At 73.4% G+C, this 12,886-nt stretch carries 18 protein-coding genes; all 18 read right to left on the bottom strand.

Translation table 11 applies throughout. The features are described from left to right. Window positions 1–53 precede the first annotated feature (53 nt). The 18 genes from MXD62_RS16665 to MXD62_RS16580 all read right to left on the bottom strand — a co-directional run bounded on the left by MXD62_RS16665 (window position 54) and on the right by MXD62_RS16580 (window position 12,787). Window positions 54–1,094 carry an HK97 family phage prohead protease gene (locus MXD62_RS16665; protein WP_248830162.1) on the bottom strand — a complete coding sequence of 347 codons (1,041 nt, stop codon included), beginning with the start codon at window positions 1,092–1,094 and terminating at the stop codon, window positions 54–56. Continuing rightward, a complete protein-coding gene (locus MXD62_RS16660) occupies window positions 1,091–3,034 on the bottom strand; it encodes a phage portal protein (protein ID WP_248830161.1) in 1,944 nt (647 codons plus the stop codon). The genes MXD62_RS16665 and MXD62_RS16660 overlap by 4 nt, the downstream gene beginning before the upstream one ends. A gap of 4 nt (window positions 3,035–3,038) precedes the next feature. Beyond that, complete coding sequence (locus MXD62_RS16655) at window positions 3,039–3,338, bottom strand: hypothetical protein (RefSeq protein WP_248830160.1); 300 nt, start codon at window positions 3,336–3,338, stop codon at window positions 3,039–3,041. Window position 3,339: 1 nt separating this feature from the next. After that, window positions 3,340–5,094 carry a terminase TerL endonuclease subunit gene (locus tag MXD62_RS16650; RefSeq protein ID WP_248830159.1) on the bottom strand — a complete coding sequence of 585 codons (1,755 nt, stop codon included), beginning with the start codon at window positions 5,092–5,094 and terminating at the stop codon, window positions 3,340–3,342. Beyond that, the gene (locus MXD62_RS16645; protein ID WP_248830158.1) at window positions 5,060–5,527 is read right to left on the bottom strand and encodes a phage terminase small subunit P27 family; all 468 of its coding nucleotides are present in this window, start codon (window positions 5,525–5,527) and stop codon (window positions 5,060–5,062) included. The genes MXD62_RS16650 and MXD62_RS16645 overlap by 35 nt, the downstream gene beginning before the upstream one ends. A gap of 802 nt (window positions 5,528–6,329) precedes the next feature. Next, complete coding sequence (locus MXD62_RS16640) at window positions 6,330–7,148, bottom strand: hypothetical protein (protein ID WP_248830157.1); 819 nt, start codon at window positions 7,146–7,148, stop codon at window positions 6,330–6,332. A gap of 24 nt (window positions 7,149–7,172) precedes the next feature. Beyond that, window positions 7,173–7,346 (bottom strand): hypothetical protein, encoded by a 174-nt coding sequence (locus tag MXD62_RS16635; protein WP_248830156.1) that lies wholly within the window; start codon window positions 7,344–7,346, stop codon window positions 7,173–7,175. Continuing rightward, window positions 7,330–8,019 carry a hypothetical protein gene (locus MXD62_RS16630; protein WP_248830155.1) on the bottom strand — a complete coding sequence of 230 codons (690 nt, stop codon included), beginning with the start codon at window positions 8,017–8,019 and terminating at the stop codon, window positions 7,330–7,332. The genes MXD62_RS16635 and MXD62_RS16630 overlap by 17 nt, the downstream gene beginning before the upstream one ends. Window positions 8,020–8,048: 29 nt before the next feature. After that, the gene (locus MXD62_RS16625; protein WP_248830154.1) at window positions 8,049–8,381 is read right to left on the bottom strand and encodes an acetyltransferase; all 333 of its coding nucleotides are present in this window, start codon (window positions 8,379–8,381) and stop codon (window positions 8,049–8,051) included. Next, complete coding sequence (locus MXD62_RS16620; RefSeq protein ID WP_248830153.1) at window positions 8,378–8,653, bottom strand: hypothetical protein; 276 nt, start codon at window positions 8,651–8,653, stop codon at window positions 8,378–8,380. Before MXD62_RS16620 ends, MXD62_RS16625 begins: the two co-directional genes overlap by 4 nt. Before the next feature lie 64 nt (window positions 8,654–8,717). Continuing rightward, window positions 8,718–8,882, bottom strand: a complete 165-nt coding sequence (locus tag MXD62_RS16615) for a hypothetical protein (RefSeq protein WP_248830152.1) — start codon at window positions 8,880–8,882, stop codon at window positions 8,718–8,720. Then, on the bottom strand, window positions 8,879–9,613 hold the full coding sequence (locus tag MXD62_RS16610; protein ID WP_248830151.1) for a hypothetical protein: 735 nt from the start codon (window positions 9,611–9,613) through the stop codon (window positions 8,879–8,881). The genes MXD62_RS16615 and MXD62_RS16610 overlap by 4 nt, the downstream gene beginning before the upstream one ends. A gap of 221 nt (window positions 9,614–9,834) precedes the next feature. Continuing rightward, window positions 9,835–10,332, bottom strand: a complete 498-nt coding sequence (locus MXD62_RS16605; RefSeq protein WP_248830150.1) for a hypothetical protein — start codon at window positions 10,330–10,332, stop codon at window positions 9,835–9,837. Window positions 10,333–10,569: 237 nt separating this feature from the next. Then, window positions 10,570–11,556, bottom strand: coding sequence for a hypothetical protein (locus tag MXD62_RS16600; RefSeq protein ID WP_248830149.1), 987 nt, complete (start codon window positions 11,554–11,556; stop codon window positions 10,570–10,572). Continuing rightward, a complete protein-coding gene (locus MXD62_RS16595) occupies window positions 11,549–11,854 on the bottom strand; it encodes a hypothetical protein (RefSeq protein WP_248830148.1) in 306 nt (101 codons plus the stop codon). The genes MXD62_RS16600 and MXD62_RS16595 overlap by 8 nt, the downstream gene beginning before the upstream one ends. Further along, the gene (locus MXD62_RS16590) at window positions 11,851–12,270 is read right to left on the bottom strand and encodes an HNH endonuclease signature motif containing protein (RefSeq protein ID WP_248830147.1); all 420 of its coding nucleotides are present in this window, start codon (window positions 12,268–12,270) and stop codon (window positions 11,851–11,853) included. The genes MXD62_RS16595 and MXD62_RS16590 overlap by 4 nt, the downstream gene beginning before the upstream one ends. Further along, complete coding sequence (locus tag MXD62_RS16585; RefSeq protein ID WP_248830146.1) at window positions 12,270–12,482, bottom strand: hypothetical protein; 213 nt, start codon at window positions 12,480–12,482, stop codon at window positions 12,270–12,272. Before MXD62_RS16585 ends, MXD62_RS16590 begins: the two co-directional genes overlap by 1 nt. After that, window positions 12,479–12,787: a hypothetical protein gene (locus tag MXD62_RS16580; RefSeq protein WP_248830145.1), complete on the bottom strand. Its 309-nt coding sequence runs from the start codon at window positions 12,785–12,787 to the stop codon at window positions 12,479–12,481. Before MXD62_RS16580 ends, MXD62_RS16585 begins: the two co-directional genes overlap by 4 nt. Window positions 12,788–12,886 lie beyond the last annotated feature (99 nt).

Here is a 12,886-nt window from a genome sequence, read left to right as displayed (position 1 = left end):
TGCGGACCGCCCGGCCGTCCGGGTGGGCGGTCGGGTACGGGGGTGCGGGTAGGTCAGAGCGCGGCGAGCTCGAGGCCGAGCAGCGCCGCCTGGTCACCGGCGGACAACCGCCGCCGCTTGCCGTCCTCGGCCGGTGCGTCCGGCTCGGCGGCGGCGGTGCCGTCCGGCTCGGCGCAGGCCGCCCCCAGCCCGGACGACAGGTCGTGGATCGTCTGCAGGTTGGCCAGGTCCGCCACGCTGTTGCGGGCGCCGGCCTTGGTGCCGACCTGGCGGAGCTTGGCGGCGCGGCGGTGGGCCTTGGGCTGGACCGCGCCGACGATGGCGACCGCGGTCGGCTCGCCGAGCTCGACCCCGTTCGCGCCGGCGGTGTAGGGGATGTCGTAGTAGGTGCCGCCGCCGTAGGGCTCGTCCCACGACTCGACGTAGGCGATCACATGATCGTCGAACGTGGCCTCGACGTACGCCGCGTAGACGTCGTCGACGCGGTACTCCGCCGCCCACGCGCGGACCGCGCCGCCGATCGCCTCGAGATGCTGCTCGGCGCTGCCCTCGATCCGCACCGTGGCCTTCGCCCCGCGGCCGCCACGGCTGCGGAAGGACTTCACGTCCCCCAGGACGGTGTCCGGGTTCATGCCCTTGAGGGTGGGCCCGACCTCGAGCAGGTCGATGTCGACGATCTCGTGAGCGCCGTCCGCCGCCTTACGGTCCCCGCCGGCGGGGATGTCGTAAGCGAACGAGAACTCCCGCACCCGGCGCGTCTTGAGCAGGTCGTACACCTTGCCGGCGAACGGCTCGCCGACGTCGAGACGCCCTTTCACGGCCAGGCCCTCGTCGGTCTCGACGGCCTCGGCCGGGTCGACGTAGCCGATGTGCGCGTCAGGGTTGTCCCACTGGTGCGACCAGATCACCGGGATCGGGTCGCCGGCCGTCGACCAGTCGCCGAGGGTGCGGGCGAACGCCCCCTTCACGATCCGGTCCCCGCCCAGGTCGACGTTGCCGAAGACCGACACGAGCGCGTCGAAGGTGCCTTCGGGTTCGCCGTCGCCGGCGGCCTTGAAACGGGAGATCCGGAACGCCTTCGTCCTCACGGTCACGGCTCCTCTGTGCTGTAGGTCAGGGTGCAGGTGCAGCCGGCGATCTGGCCGACGTCGCCGATCTTGTGATCGCGCGGCCAGCGGGCGCCCCGGCCGATCGGGAACTCGCCGCCGATCGCGATCGTGGTGCCCGACATGCCGCGGTGACGGGCCCGCTGGTTGCTGCCGTGCGAGTGCCAGGTCTTCGACCGGGCGCCACCCAGCCGGGCGCCCTCGTGGTCGGCCATCGCCGCCGACGAGAACGTCGCGCCCTCGGCCGCACCCTGGGCACCGGACGTGGTCCGGACCTCCCACAGCCGGCCGATCGCGTCCTCGATCTCCTCGGCCGCCAGGCCCCGGACGACCGCGAGCGCGTCCGAGGTCGTCGTGTTGACGTTGGTCGCCAGCGCGGCCGTGTGCGCGTCGACGAGCTCCTCGACGTCGGCCAGGTCGAACTCGCCACCCAGGTCCGCGGCGGCCGCGGTACCGACCTCGGTCACGAGCTCCTGCTGTACCGGCAGCAGCAGGTCGACGAGCGTCTCGTCCCAGTCGGTCGGGTCGAGCAGGTCCCCGGCCGCGGCCGCGGCCTGCTGGTCGGCGAAGTAGTCGGCGAGCAGGACGACGTGCTGGTCGACCCAGGGCAGCAGCTCGGCGAGCGGCCCCTCGATCGACTTGCGGCGACCGCGCAGGACCCGGCGGCGCCGGCGCGACGCGCTGCCCGGCGCGGAGTCACGCGGCGAGGCCTGCCCGCCGACCGTGACGTTCATCGGGGTGATGAGCCCGTCTCCGCCGTCGATCTGCGGCAGGTTGAACCGGGCCCGCTGCTCGTTCACGGTCATCCATGGCCCGCCCGTCGCGGTGCTCGCCGCGGCGGCCTGTTCCTCGAAGGACCCGCGCATCTTCTCGGCGATGTTGAACTCGACGTAGACACGGTCGACGTCGGCGAACGCCGGCAACAGCTGCAGCTCGATGTCCTGGGCGAGCTGTTCCATCCACGGGCCGAGGGTGTCCTGGTACAGCTGCGCGTGCTGCTCTTTGATGTTGCTGAACGTCGCGTGCTCAAGCCGGCCGATCATCGGAAGCGGGATGTGGTACAGCGCGGCGGCCTCTTCGTCGTTGACGACACGGGCCTCGGCGTACTGCGCGTCCTTCGCCGAGAACGACATGGGCTTGATGTCCATGCCCTCCTCGAGCAGCGCCGTCTTCCCGGATCCGGATCCGCCGGTGAACTGCGCGTTCCACCGCGCCCAGAACCGATCTTTGGCGTCGCCCTGCCAGCGGGGGGCGTCCTTCGGCCGAGTGATCACGTGCTCCATGCGGGCACCGTTGCGCCACAGGTGCTCGCGGTACTCGCCCATCGCCTCGTCCTCGGCGATCGACCGGCGCAGCGTCTCCAGCGGGGACAGGCCCAGCGCGCCGGCCGGCCCCGGGTCGGGGTTGTAGCCGCGGAAGTGCACGACCTGGCCAGCGGGGACGTCGAGATGGCCGCGGGAGCCGAACAGCCGGTACTGCTCGGGTGCGGCGGGGTCGCCCAGCGGGGCGATCCGCTCGGGGTGCCGGCGTAGCAGGACGACCTGGCCCGCGTCGTCTCCCGTCGGGACGATGATCCAGAACCCGTTGTCGTAGATCCCCAGGTCGTTGATCAGGCTGTCGATCAGCCGATACCGAGTCACCTTCGCCGCGGGGTTCGGACTGGCCAGGGTGGCGGCAAGCGGGTGATCGGTGAGCCGACGCCGGTCGATGTCGGACAGCCGGCGGAACACGTGGATGCCCAGATGCGCCAGGTTCCGCCCAAGGAAGCTGACGCATTTGCGGATGGATGGCTGCGTCCGGTAGATCGCCCCGTAGTCCTCGAAGTGGTCGCCGAACAGTCGCAGCCCGGTGGCGGCCGGCGACGGGTACGGCGCCCACCCGGCGTCGAGCCGGGCGACCGATCCCGCGGAGACCACGACGGAGGCCACCTGCTCAGCCCTCCCGCGCCGCGAGCACCTGGACCCAGGCCACCCGCGCGGCCTCGACGACGATCCGCCCGTCGGCCGGGGCTTGGGTGCCCTCGTCGTGCACGACGACGTCGGCGAGCTCGAGCAGGCCGCGCCGGCGGGTCAGCAGCACGCCGGCGAGGGCCTGGCCGCTGGCGAGCTGCACCAGCACCCGTTGCCGCAGCATCGGGACCGGCCGCAGCGCCCACCGGGCGGCCGCGACCGCGCCGGCGACGACCACGGCGAGGAACACCGCGGCGGCCGCGGCCGTGAGCACGTCCACCACGTCAGCCGACCTCCAGTTCTCCGGACTCGTACACGCTGCGGTCGTCGCGGTGGACCATCTCGACGGCCAGCGCGTCGACAAGAGCCACCACGCCGTCGATCTTGTCGCTGGCCTTCTTCTTCGACGGCTTGACGTTCTCGGCCGGGTCGAGCTCGACCGCGAAGCAGTCGATCTGCCAGCGCATCAGCGGGTTCCCGCCGTGCCGCACCACCGGCGTCTCCGCTGTGCCGCGGCCGAGGAGCCGCGCCAGTTCCTTCGTGGGCGCGCTCATGGACGCGAACCCCTGGCGCACCGGAACCATGTCGATGCCGTCGTCTTCGACGAGGTCGGTGACCAGGCTGGTGGCGTTCCACGGGTCGTAGCCGATCTGGACGGCGTCGTACGTCTCGGCGTCGGCGACGATCGCCTGGCGGATGTAGGCGTAGTCGACGACGGAGCCCGGGGTCAGCGTCAGCCAGCCCTCCCGCACCCAGGTGCTCGCCTGCCCGGCCGTCCGCTTGTCGAGCACCGGGAGCCGTTCCTCCGGCAGCCAGTGCCGCCACAGCGCGTCGTACGTGCCGTCCTCGCACGGGAACAGCCAGCACAGCGAACACAGGTCGCTGGTGGCGGCCAGGTCGAGCCCGCCGTACGCCGGCGCGCCGGCGAGCGCGGCCGCGTCGACCATGCCGGCGTTGGCGTCCCACACCTCGAGCTCGAGGTACTTGACCTCTTGCTTCGTCCGCACGCCCAGGTGCAGCCGCAGGAACCGAGACAGATTCGCCGGCGACTGACGCGCCTTGGTCGACTCGGCCTCGAGGAACTCTTTCGTGGGGCTGATCCCGTAGCCCGGGTTCGCCGAGCGCCAGGTCTCCTCCGCGAACGGATCCGCCTTCCGGTCGGCCGCCCAGACCACGGCGTAGAACGACGGATCCTCGAGCCCGCCGCGGGCGAGCTGCTCGGCGTAGTCCCGCTTCTCCGCGTAGATCGTGTCCCGGCGGGAGTCGTCCGCGGTCGTGATGATGACGATCAGCGGCTGTGCCCGCGCACCGGTGCCGGTCTCGAGCGCGTCGACCAAGTCCCTGGTCTTGTGGATGTGCAGCTCGTCGATCACCGCGGCGTGCACGTTCGCGCCGTGCAGCAGGTCGGCCATGCTGCTGACGACGGCGAAGTAGCTGCCGGAGCGCGGGTGGGTGATCCGCGCCGCCAGCGGCCGGAAGTGGCGGCGCAGCCCGGGCGAGCCCTCCGTGAGGGCCTTGACCGGCGCGAAGCAGTAGCCGGCCTGGTCCCTCGAGGCGGCGGCCGCGTAGACCTGCGCGCCGGCCTCCCCGTCCCCGCCGGTCAGATACAACGCCTGCCCGCCGGCCAACGTGGTTTTCCCGTTCTTCCGCGGGATGTCCACGTAGCAGGTGCGCGCGACCCGCACCCAGACGCCGCGGGAGTTCTTCCGCACCCAGCCGTACACCGGGGCCAGGACGTAGGCGACCTGCCACGGGTCCGGCCGCAGCGCCCGGCCGGCCCACTCGCCCTGGGTGTGCTTGAGCCGGCCGAACGCGGCCAGCACCCGATCGACGCGGTCGGGGTCGAACCGGGCGCCGCGCAGCCGCCGCGGTTCCGGGGTCTTGTACCGCGGTGCCTGCCACGGCTCCGGCAGCGGGATCCCGCGCTCGGTCATGTACCAGGCAACCTCGGGACTGATCTTGAGTCGGCGTAGCTCGGCCGCGGTCGGCTCCGCGGGGCTCCCGCTACGAGAACGGGTCGTCGTCCTCCTGGTGGTCATCCGCCTTCGCCCCGACCTTCGTCTCGGCCGCCGGCGTCAACCCGAACTCCGACGCCCAGGCGCGCAGCTCCTTCGACGCGGCCTCCACCAGCCGCACCGCCGGATGGGTGACCAGCCCCTGCTTGCCATCCAGCAGCAGCCCGTCCCGGGCCACGATCGCCTGCGCGTCCACCATCCGCGCCCACGCCAGGCAGTAGGCGGTCAGCGCGCCGGCGTCGATCGGCTTGGTCAGCGCCAGGCGCTGCAGCTCCGGGGCGACCCTCTGCCACTCGGCGAAGGCCTCACCCTCCAACCACACCGGCGGGACCGGCGGCAGCCGCACGAACCCCGGGCCCGCCGGCACCGGCCGGCCACCGGAGTCCCTGCCCGGCGCGCGCCCCTCGACGAGCTTGAGGGCCCGCGGCCTGGGCTTGCGGCCCGCGTTGGCAGCCATCCTCACCCCCCGCGATCGTCACTTGCTGTCACGGCCGCCCGCCGGCGAGGGGGGGTCACCGATCTGAGCACGCACACGGAAAACCCCCCGGTCGGTCTCCGCCCCCTGGGCGCCAGCGATGCCGACGCCCCTACCCCGGGCCGCGGCCCAGCCGCCAGGCTGAGCGGTCGCGGTGTGTGACCGATGGCAGGGGTCACACAGGCCTCGGCCATAGACCGGGTCGTTGGGGTCGTCACCGGCCGCGACCAGCTCACGGCGGCTCCGCGGCCAGTGGTCCGCCACCGTCGACGGCGCCACCCGGCAGAGCACACACACCGGGTCACGGGCCAGCACAGCGGGACGGAAGCGCGCCCGGTGGGCCGAGCCGTAGCCACGCTGCGCGGCTGACCCTCGTACCTGATCGCTGGCCGCACGCACCCGAGCCAGGCAGGCCGCGCACTTGCCGTTCGCGCGGGCCGAGCAGCCTGGCGTGGTGCAGTAGCCGAGGGGGCGGGAGGGCATGGGGGTGGGGGTCACCTCCCCCCGGGGGTCTCACAGGGGGGGCATAGCTACCGCCCGCGTTTGGACTGTACATCCCGCTCTGTAGCAAACGCGGCACGACGGGCACGTGTCGTCCGCTCAGCACGCAGCAGGGCAGACCAGGACCACACTGCCTCCCTGCCTCGCCGTCCCGCAGGGGTGATCAGAGGCCCGTCGATGCGGGTTCGACGCGACCAGTCCCACACGTGCTGACGAGTGATCCGCACCCCGGACGCACCGAACAACACGATCGCCTCGGACGTGGTGACCTCGGCATCAGCCATCAGTCCTCCGTGGGCATCAGCAGCCCGTACAGCTCGACGTCGAGGACGAGGGACAGCCGGGCCCACTCGTCGCGGCGCGGGTCGGGCGAGAACTTCCACAGGTGGGGCCGGCCGGCCTGGCAGGCGCAGTCGTCCTGCTCGCAACGGCACTCGGCGTTGCTGCAGGCGATCTGCTCGCGGCCGAGGAACGCACGCAGCGACCACGTCGAACAGATCGGGCAGGGGCCGGCGATGGCCCGGACCTGGCGTGCCGTACCGACCTGGGCGCGCAGGAGACCGACCAGGATCCGGAGCTCATCGACCGCCCAGGCGAGCGTGTCCAGGGCGACGACCCGGGCGGCCTGGCGGCCGAGGTAGCTGCTCGCCTGCTGCACGGTGGCCGTGTCCAGATCGACACCGTCGGCGGGCTTGGGGGCCGGGCGGGTGGCGTCGCCGAGGGCCTGGCGGACCGCGACCTCGAGAGTGATCAGCCCGGTCCGGATCGCGAACGTGGCGTCGAGCGCGCCGACGCGCAGCGGGGCCGGCGAGCCACCCGAGCCGACAGCGACAGCTGGTGCGCGCAGGTACGCGGCACGGGCGCCCAGAGTGCCGCCGGCCGAGCAGGCCGGGCAGTACACCCTGGGCGCCGCCGGCGTGGAATCGGCCGCGTGCGCCCAGGGGGTGCCGCAGTCGTGCGCCGCCGACATGGCCAGCGCGCCACGTGTCCGCACCGCGGCCGGCGGCGGGGTGCGTGCGTCGATCATCTCGACGAGCCGACCCCACCAGTCCGATAGCTCCCTGGTCAGGCTGTAGACGTAGTCCGCGCTGTCGGGTCGCACGCGCCCATCATGACGCGGTAAAGGTCACTCCGACTCGTTACGGGCTGGTGTGTCCCGACCTGCGCCGACGACGATGCGGATGTCACCGGCCAGGCGTGCCAGCAGGACAGGACGCATCATCTGATCAAGTTCAGCCGCGAGACGGCGGATGCGCAGTTCGAAGCCGGCATACTTCAGCTCCTCACGACTGGGGAACATCGGCGCCTCCCTTCGGTGCTCTGCTGCGGGCGATCTCGGCGACCGCGTCCAGGAACGTGCGGGCCGCGGCGTCGAGGTCGGCCGGGTCGTACACGGCGGTCCACCGCCCGTCCGGGCCGGGCCGGAGCTCGCAGAGCCGGCCGCCGTCAGGAGCGTTGAGGGTGATCGGGCCGGCGTCGGAGAATGCTGCGATCGGGGCGAAGCTCAGGGCCGGCGGCAGGGTCGCAGCGTGCTGTACCACGGAGAAGCCGATTGCGGCGATGCGGTCCGCGCAGGGCCCGCAGAGTGGCACCCGCTCGGTGTAGGTGCCGTCGGGCTGCTTGTGGCCGCTCGGCATGGTGGCGGTGTGCGTCGCCGGCGCCTCCGGGTGGATGTTGCACCTGCGGACGTCCGCCTCGGCGCGGGCGAGTTCGGCGAGCAGCTCGCCGGCGGTCGGGGTGGTGGGCCGCGGCCGGCGCCACCACAGGTAGGCGTGGGCATGCCAGGGGACGGCGGCCGCGAGGACGGCCAGGCGCTCCATGTCGGACTTCGCGAGGAGCCGCAACAGGTCCGCGGTCCAGCTCGTGAGCGACCCGCCGAGCGCCAGGGCGACGTCGCCGATGCCGTCGAGTGGGTGATCTGTGCTGACAGCCGGGGGCCGAACCCACGCCGGCCGGGTGAGGGCGGGCCGCACGGGGCCGCCGGTACCTCCTTCGCCGCCCATCAGAGCGCCGACTCGTCGTCGGTGTCGTCCTGATCATCGACTTCGACGGTGCGGGGCGCGGGTGCGGCGGGGAGTTCCCAGCGGTAGACCGGCTGCGGCTGTTCGTGGACGGCGACAGCGCGGGCGATGTCCTCGGTGGTGGGGGTGAGGGCGTAGACGGCGTCCGGGGCGATGAGCTGGGTGGCCCACGAGTCCCCGTTCGGGACGTCCAGACGGAAGAAACCCTTCCCTGCGATCTCGACCTCGCGCACCCGGCCGGCGCGGCGGACACGGCCCATCAGTTCGACGATCATCCACTCGTCGAGCTGGTCGGTGGTGCCGTCGGGGGTCACAGGGTGCCTGCCTGTCGGGTCTGCTGGTCCTGGTGGAGGGCGGCGAGGACGCGGTTGGTGACGTCGTCGACGACGGCGGCGTGCACGAGGGGCTGGACGTCGGTGACCTGGTACTCGTTGAGCGAGACGGCGGTTTCGACCCCGGGGTAGGCGGTGGCGATGTCCCGCGCGGTGGTGTTCGCGAAGTCGAGCAGGCCGAGGGCCAGCTCGCGGTCACGGGCGCAGAACTCGAGGCTGACCCGATGTTCGGTGTGGGAGGTCTGGTCGGTCATCGCTGGTCCGTTCTGTCGGTGGTTCGCGGTGGAGTAGGCGGTTTCGGGTCGTTCGGGCGGATCTTCATCGGCGCCGGCCGCCGATGCGCCGGTGGTAGGCGAGGCAGTCGCACCGGGCGCAGTAGGTCCGGTCGTGGTCGTGGCGGTGGTCGGCCACGGGGTGGCCGCAGGTGGCGCGGTGGCAGGGTCGGCGGCCGAGGGCGCGGACGAGCAGGCGGATACGGATCATGATGTGGTGCCTGTCTGAGCCGGGGGTGAGCCTGCGGCGTGGGTCGGCTCGGGCCGGCGCTGGGTGCCGGCGAGGATGCGGCGCGCGGTGGCCGCGTGCATGCCGACCTGGGCGGCCAGAGCGGCCGCGCGTTCGGTGGGTCCGCGTGGGTCGTCGTCCGGGAGCTTGGCCGCGAGGGCGAGGAGCCGGGCCGTCTTGGTGCCTGCGCCCTGCGGCTCGTCGGTCTGCGCCGGCGGCTCAAGGTTCGACTCATCGCGGCTCAGGGTCGGCTCAGCGGCCGCGGACGGGGAGCTCGGGCGGGTGAGCCGGCAGGCCAGCGCGCCGGCGACGGCCAGGGCCGGCCAGAGAGCGAGGACGGACACCCACCACGACGGCGGGCCGGCCGGGCCGGTGGTGGCCAGCGCGCAGGCCGCGCCGAGTGCGAGCGGAACGGCGAGCAGGACGGCGGGCCGGGTCCAGCGCGCGCCGGCGACCCGGCGGACGTGGACCTCGCGGGCCGCCGCGGCGGCGAGCAGGATGCCGGCCGCGGCGGTGCCCGCGGCGTGCGGGGGTGTCTGGCCGGCGTGCAGGGCGGCCCTGCCGATCTCGACGGTGGGCAGTGCGCCGCTGACGAGGGCCAGGACCACGGCGAGGAGGGCGTCCCACAGTCGTGGGGAGGTCAGCATCGTCGCCCAGTGGCGTAGGTAGTCCTCGGCCAGCCAGCTGTATCGGGTGGGGGCAGGATGGGGCAACGGGTCAGCGCCTTCCGAAGGGGCGGGTGGTGGCTCGGCCGGCCCTGGGGTGTGGGCGCACCCTGGGGCCGGCGTGTGGTTGTGGTGGCGGCGCGCGGTTGTTATCCGCGGATGTGATCTACGGCTGTGGTGTATTGGCTGCCGGGTCGGACGCTCTGGGCGGCCGGGTGGCCGACCTGGCCGGGGTCCCGGGTGGCGATGCGCGGGGCCCCGGCGTGGGGTCACAGGATCGGGACGGCGTCAGGGAGCACTGCGCCGGCGATCTGGGCGCCCAGGAGCACGGCATGGGTGGGCGGATCCTTCTCCGGCCCGCCGTTGTCGAGCCAGACCATGAGCGCGCCGCCGATCCCGATGAGGGCCTGCGCGGGCGTGGAGCCCTCGGCGGTGACGCCGGGCTTGGCGCCGACGATCCATGCGGACCAGATCAACCCGGCGCGTTGGACGCAGACCGTCCACTCGTGCGGGAGCGGCTGCCCTGCCCTCACCGGGCCCTCGGCCGGCGGCGGGACGGATGGCAGGGGTGGCATCGGGACGGGGATCGGCCCGGTGGTGGCGAGCGTCGCGGCGAGCGCGGCGGCCGCGTCGTGGTCGGCCTCGGCGGCCGCGGCCGTCGGGAGGTCCAGGCCGGCCCAACGACAGGTGCTGCAGGCCCAGGACCAGCGGTACCTGCCTCGGGTCAGCTGGAGCTCGTGGTCCTCACCGGGGTCCGCTGTCCCCACCGGATCCGCCGGCGCAGCCACGGCCGGCAGGTCAGGCACGGACGGGGCCGGCCCTCCTCGTCCTGGCCCGCCCAGCCCCGGCAGGTCGGGGGGTGCGGCCGCGCCGGGGGCGTGGCGGGCAGGTCCTCGCGGTCCTCGGACGCGACGTACGGGGCTGAGTACACGGCTGATCACCTCCCACCAGGGAGTGTGATCTATCGATCCGACATGATCCATAGCTTTTGCCTTTCGTGCGGGTCAGGCGGCGGTGATGACTGGTTGCTGGCCGGGCTGGATCTGCCCGGATGGAGCGAGCGCCGCGGGCTGGACGAACAGCCGTAGGGCGAGCTGGCGCCAGGGCGGGTTGGTCTGCGGTCGTGGGCGGCCGCGACGGCTGGCGGTCACCAGGTGCAGGCCCGGCGGGGCGGTCGGAACGGGTGCCGGAACCGGGGCGGGCGCCGTCACGGGCGTGGCGGGGGGAACGGGCGCGGGTGCGACGGCGGCCGGCGCGGCCGCGGGGGTACGAGCCGGGACAGGAGCCGCGGCGCGGGACGGCGCGCTGGCTCTGCGGGCCTGGTCCTCTCGGTCCCACCGGGTGTCGTCTCCGACCTGCTCGGCCCGGCATGCCCAGCAGACGCCGGCCGCGGACAGCTCGACGCGGGTGTGCTGGGGCTGGTCGCAGGTTGCGGGCTTCAGCTTCGGGCCCGGCGGGGTCTCGCGCGCACCCGCACGCACGCGCGGGGAATGTCTGGTCTCGTCACCACCACCCCCCTGATCGGGTGGTGGTGACGACACGGAAGAAAGACCCCCGGGCCGAGCCGCGCCTACCTGACCGGTCACCCGACGGGCGCTGTGACCGGTCACGCGACCGGGCACGGGCGGGGCCGCGGCCGCAGCCTTCGCGGCGAGCCGGGCGCGGTAGGCGGCCTGGTTCGCACGCTTGCGGGCCAGGTAGCCCTGAACCTCGGCGTCGGTCGACTGGCCCTTACGGCCCGACCAGTCGATGACCTGGAACCCGCCGTCGGCGGTGCGTTCCCAGTGGCCACGGCCGACGAGCTCGTCGGCGACCTCCTCGGGCACACCGGCCCGGTGCAGCATGGTCAGGAAGGCGGGCGGGATCCGCCCGTCGGTGCCGTTGTCGGCGCTCCACATCAGCCCGTGGGTGAAGACCCGCCACGCGTGGTCGGAGAGCTCCCAGTACTCCGGCCGGTGCAACCACGGGCCGGGCAGGCGGGCGTCAACCACGGCCGACCTGCCGCATCGCCGAGATCGCCGTGTCCCAGCCGTCGAGGTAGTAGCCGGTTCCGAGCCCCTCGACGCGGTCCGGCCGCCACAGGCCAGCACGGACGAGGGTCGCCTCGGCGGCGACCTCCTCGGGCGTGCTGAGGGCGCCGGCCAGGACAAAGCCGTGGGGCGCCGGGTGGTCATAGGCGAGTCGGGCGACGGCCGAGGCGAACCCGAGTACGTGCCGGCCGAGGACATCCGCGGTCACCCGGTGCGCGCGCAGCGCGTCCGAGCGGACGGGGACGAGCAGCAGCTTCATCGCGCCTCCTCGGCGTAGGTGCCCTCGGCGGTGAGCAGGACCAGGCGCTTGCCGTGGATCAGGACCGGAACCCGGGCGGGATCAGCGGCACGGCGCACCAGCAGGCCGGCGTCGCGGGCCGCGGTCGGGTAGCCGTGCACGTCGCCATGGCATCCGTCGGTGTTGTCCCGGCCGCACAGCACGAGCAGGTTCACCGGGCTGTGCCGGGTGACCTCACGGGATCCGCCCATGCCCTTCGGGCGGCGGTGGTGCAGCGAACGACGGGAGATGATCAGCTCGTCGCCGCAGGACTCACACTGCCCGCCGGCGCGCTCGAGGACGAGGACACGGATCGCCGGGGGCGGGTCGTCGGTCGTCGATGTGGGCGCCGTGTCCGTGACGGGAAGCCACGGTGCCCGGGTACGACGGCCGGCCATCAGGCGCCAGCCGCGGGCGGACGCAGCGGAGCCGGCGGCGGATCCGATGGGCTGGCGGCCTGGGCCGGCGCCACGGTCGGGACCGGCCGCGGCGCGCGAACACGACGGATCGCTGTACCGCCGGCGAGCACCAGGGCGTGCGCCACGGCGTACGCGGCCGCGAACGCGCCGACGGTCGCGGCCGCGACCGACCATGACTCCGACGGGGTCATCGCCGTGCCGCCTCGACGTCGACGAACGGCAGTGTGGTGATCCGGTTCCGGTCGTGGCGAGCCCGGTCGAGCAGGTCCCGCAACGTCGCGGCGGGCAGCGCGCGGCCTTCCGGCTCCGCCTCACGGATCTCGATCGTCGGCACGATCAAGCCCTCGGCGGTGTGGGTCGTTAGCCGCACGGTCTCCAGGCGCACGATTGCCAGGACCGGCTCGTTCGCACGCGCGAACCTTCTGATCATCTCCAGGAGGCCGTTGGTTTCGTGCGTCGGCGGCAGCTTCGATGAGACGCGCAGAGGCACGCTCATCGCAGCCGCCCCGCGGTCACGTGGTCGACGAGCACCGTCCGGCCGGGCGGGCCGGCCCCCTCCACTGCGATCACATGCGTCCTCTCGGGTGGTGGGCCG

Origin of the sequence: Frankia sp. Mgl5 (genome assembly GCF_023242985.1) — a bacterium.
GTDB classification, from domain to species: domain Bacteria; phylum Actinomycetota; class Actinomycetes; order Frankiales; family Frankiaceae; genus Parafrankia; species Parafrankia soli.
The sequence above is the reverse complement of the archived record's forward strand: the minus strand, read 5'-3'. Positions and strand labels throughout refer to the sequence as shown.

Bases quoted from the DNA above. Each gene is read 5' to 3' on its own strand.
- MXD62_RS16650 (WP_248830159.1), bottom strand. From the start codon at position 5,094: ATGACCACCAGGAGGACGACGACCCGTTCTCGTAGCGGGAGCCCCGCG.
- MXD62_RS16645 (WP_248830158.1), bottom strand. From the start codon at position 5,527: ATGGCTGCCAACGCGGGCCGCAAGCCCAGGCCGCGGGCCCTCAAGCTC.
- MXD62_RS16635 (WP_248830156.1), bottom strand. From the start codon at position 7,346: ATGTTCCCCAGTCGTGAGGAGCTGAAGTATGCCGGCTTCGAACTGCGC.
- MXD62_RS16620 (WP_248830153.1), bottom strand. From the start codon at position 8,653: ATGACCGACCAGACCTCCCACACCGAACATCGGGTCAGCCTCGAGTTC.
- MXD62_RS16615 (WP_248830152.1), bottom strand. From the start codon at position 8,882: ATGATCCGTATCCGCCTGCTCGTCCGCGCCCTCGGCCGCCGACCCTGC.
- MXD62_RS16595 (WP_248830148.1), bottom strand. From the start codon at position 11,854: ATGAAGCTGCTGCTCGTCCCCGTCCGCTCGGACGCGCTGCGCGCGCAC.
- MXD62_RS16590 (WP_248830147.1), bottom strand. From the start codon at position 12,270: ATGGCCGGCCGTCGTACCCGGGCACCGTGGCTTCCCGTCACGGACACG.
- MXD62_RS16585 (WP_248830146.1), bottom strand. From the start codon at position 12,482: ATGACCCCGTCGGAGTCATGGTCGGTCGCGGCCGCGACCGTCGGCGCG.
- MXD62_RS16580 (WP_248830145.1), bottom strand. From the start codon at position 12,787: ATGAGCGTGCCTCTGCGCGTCTCATCGAAGCTGCCGCCGACGCACGAA.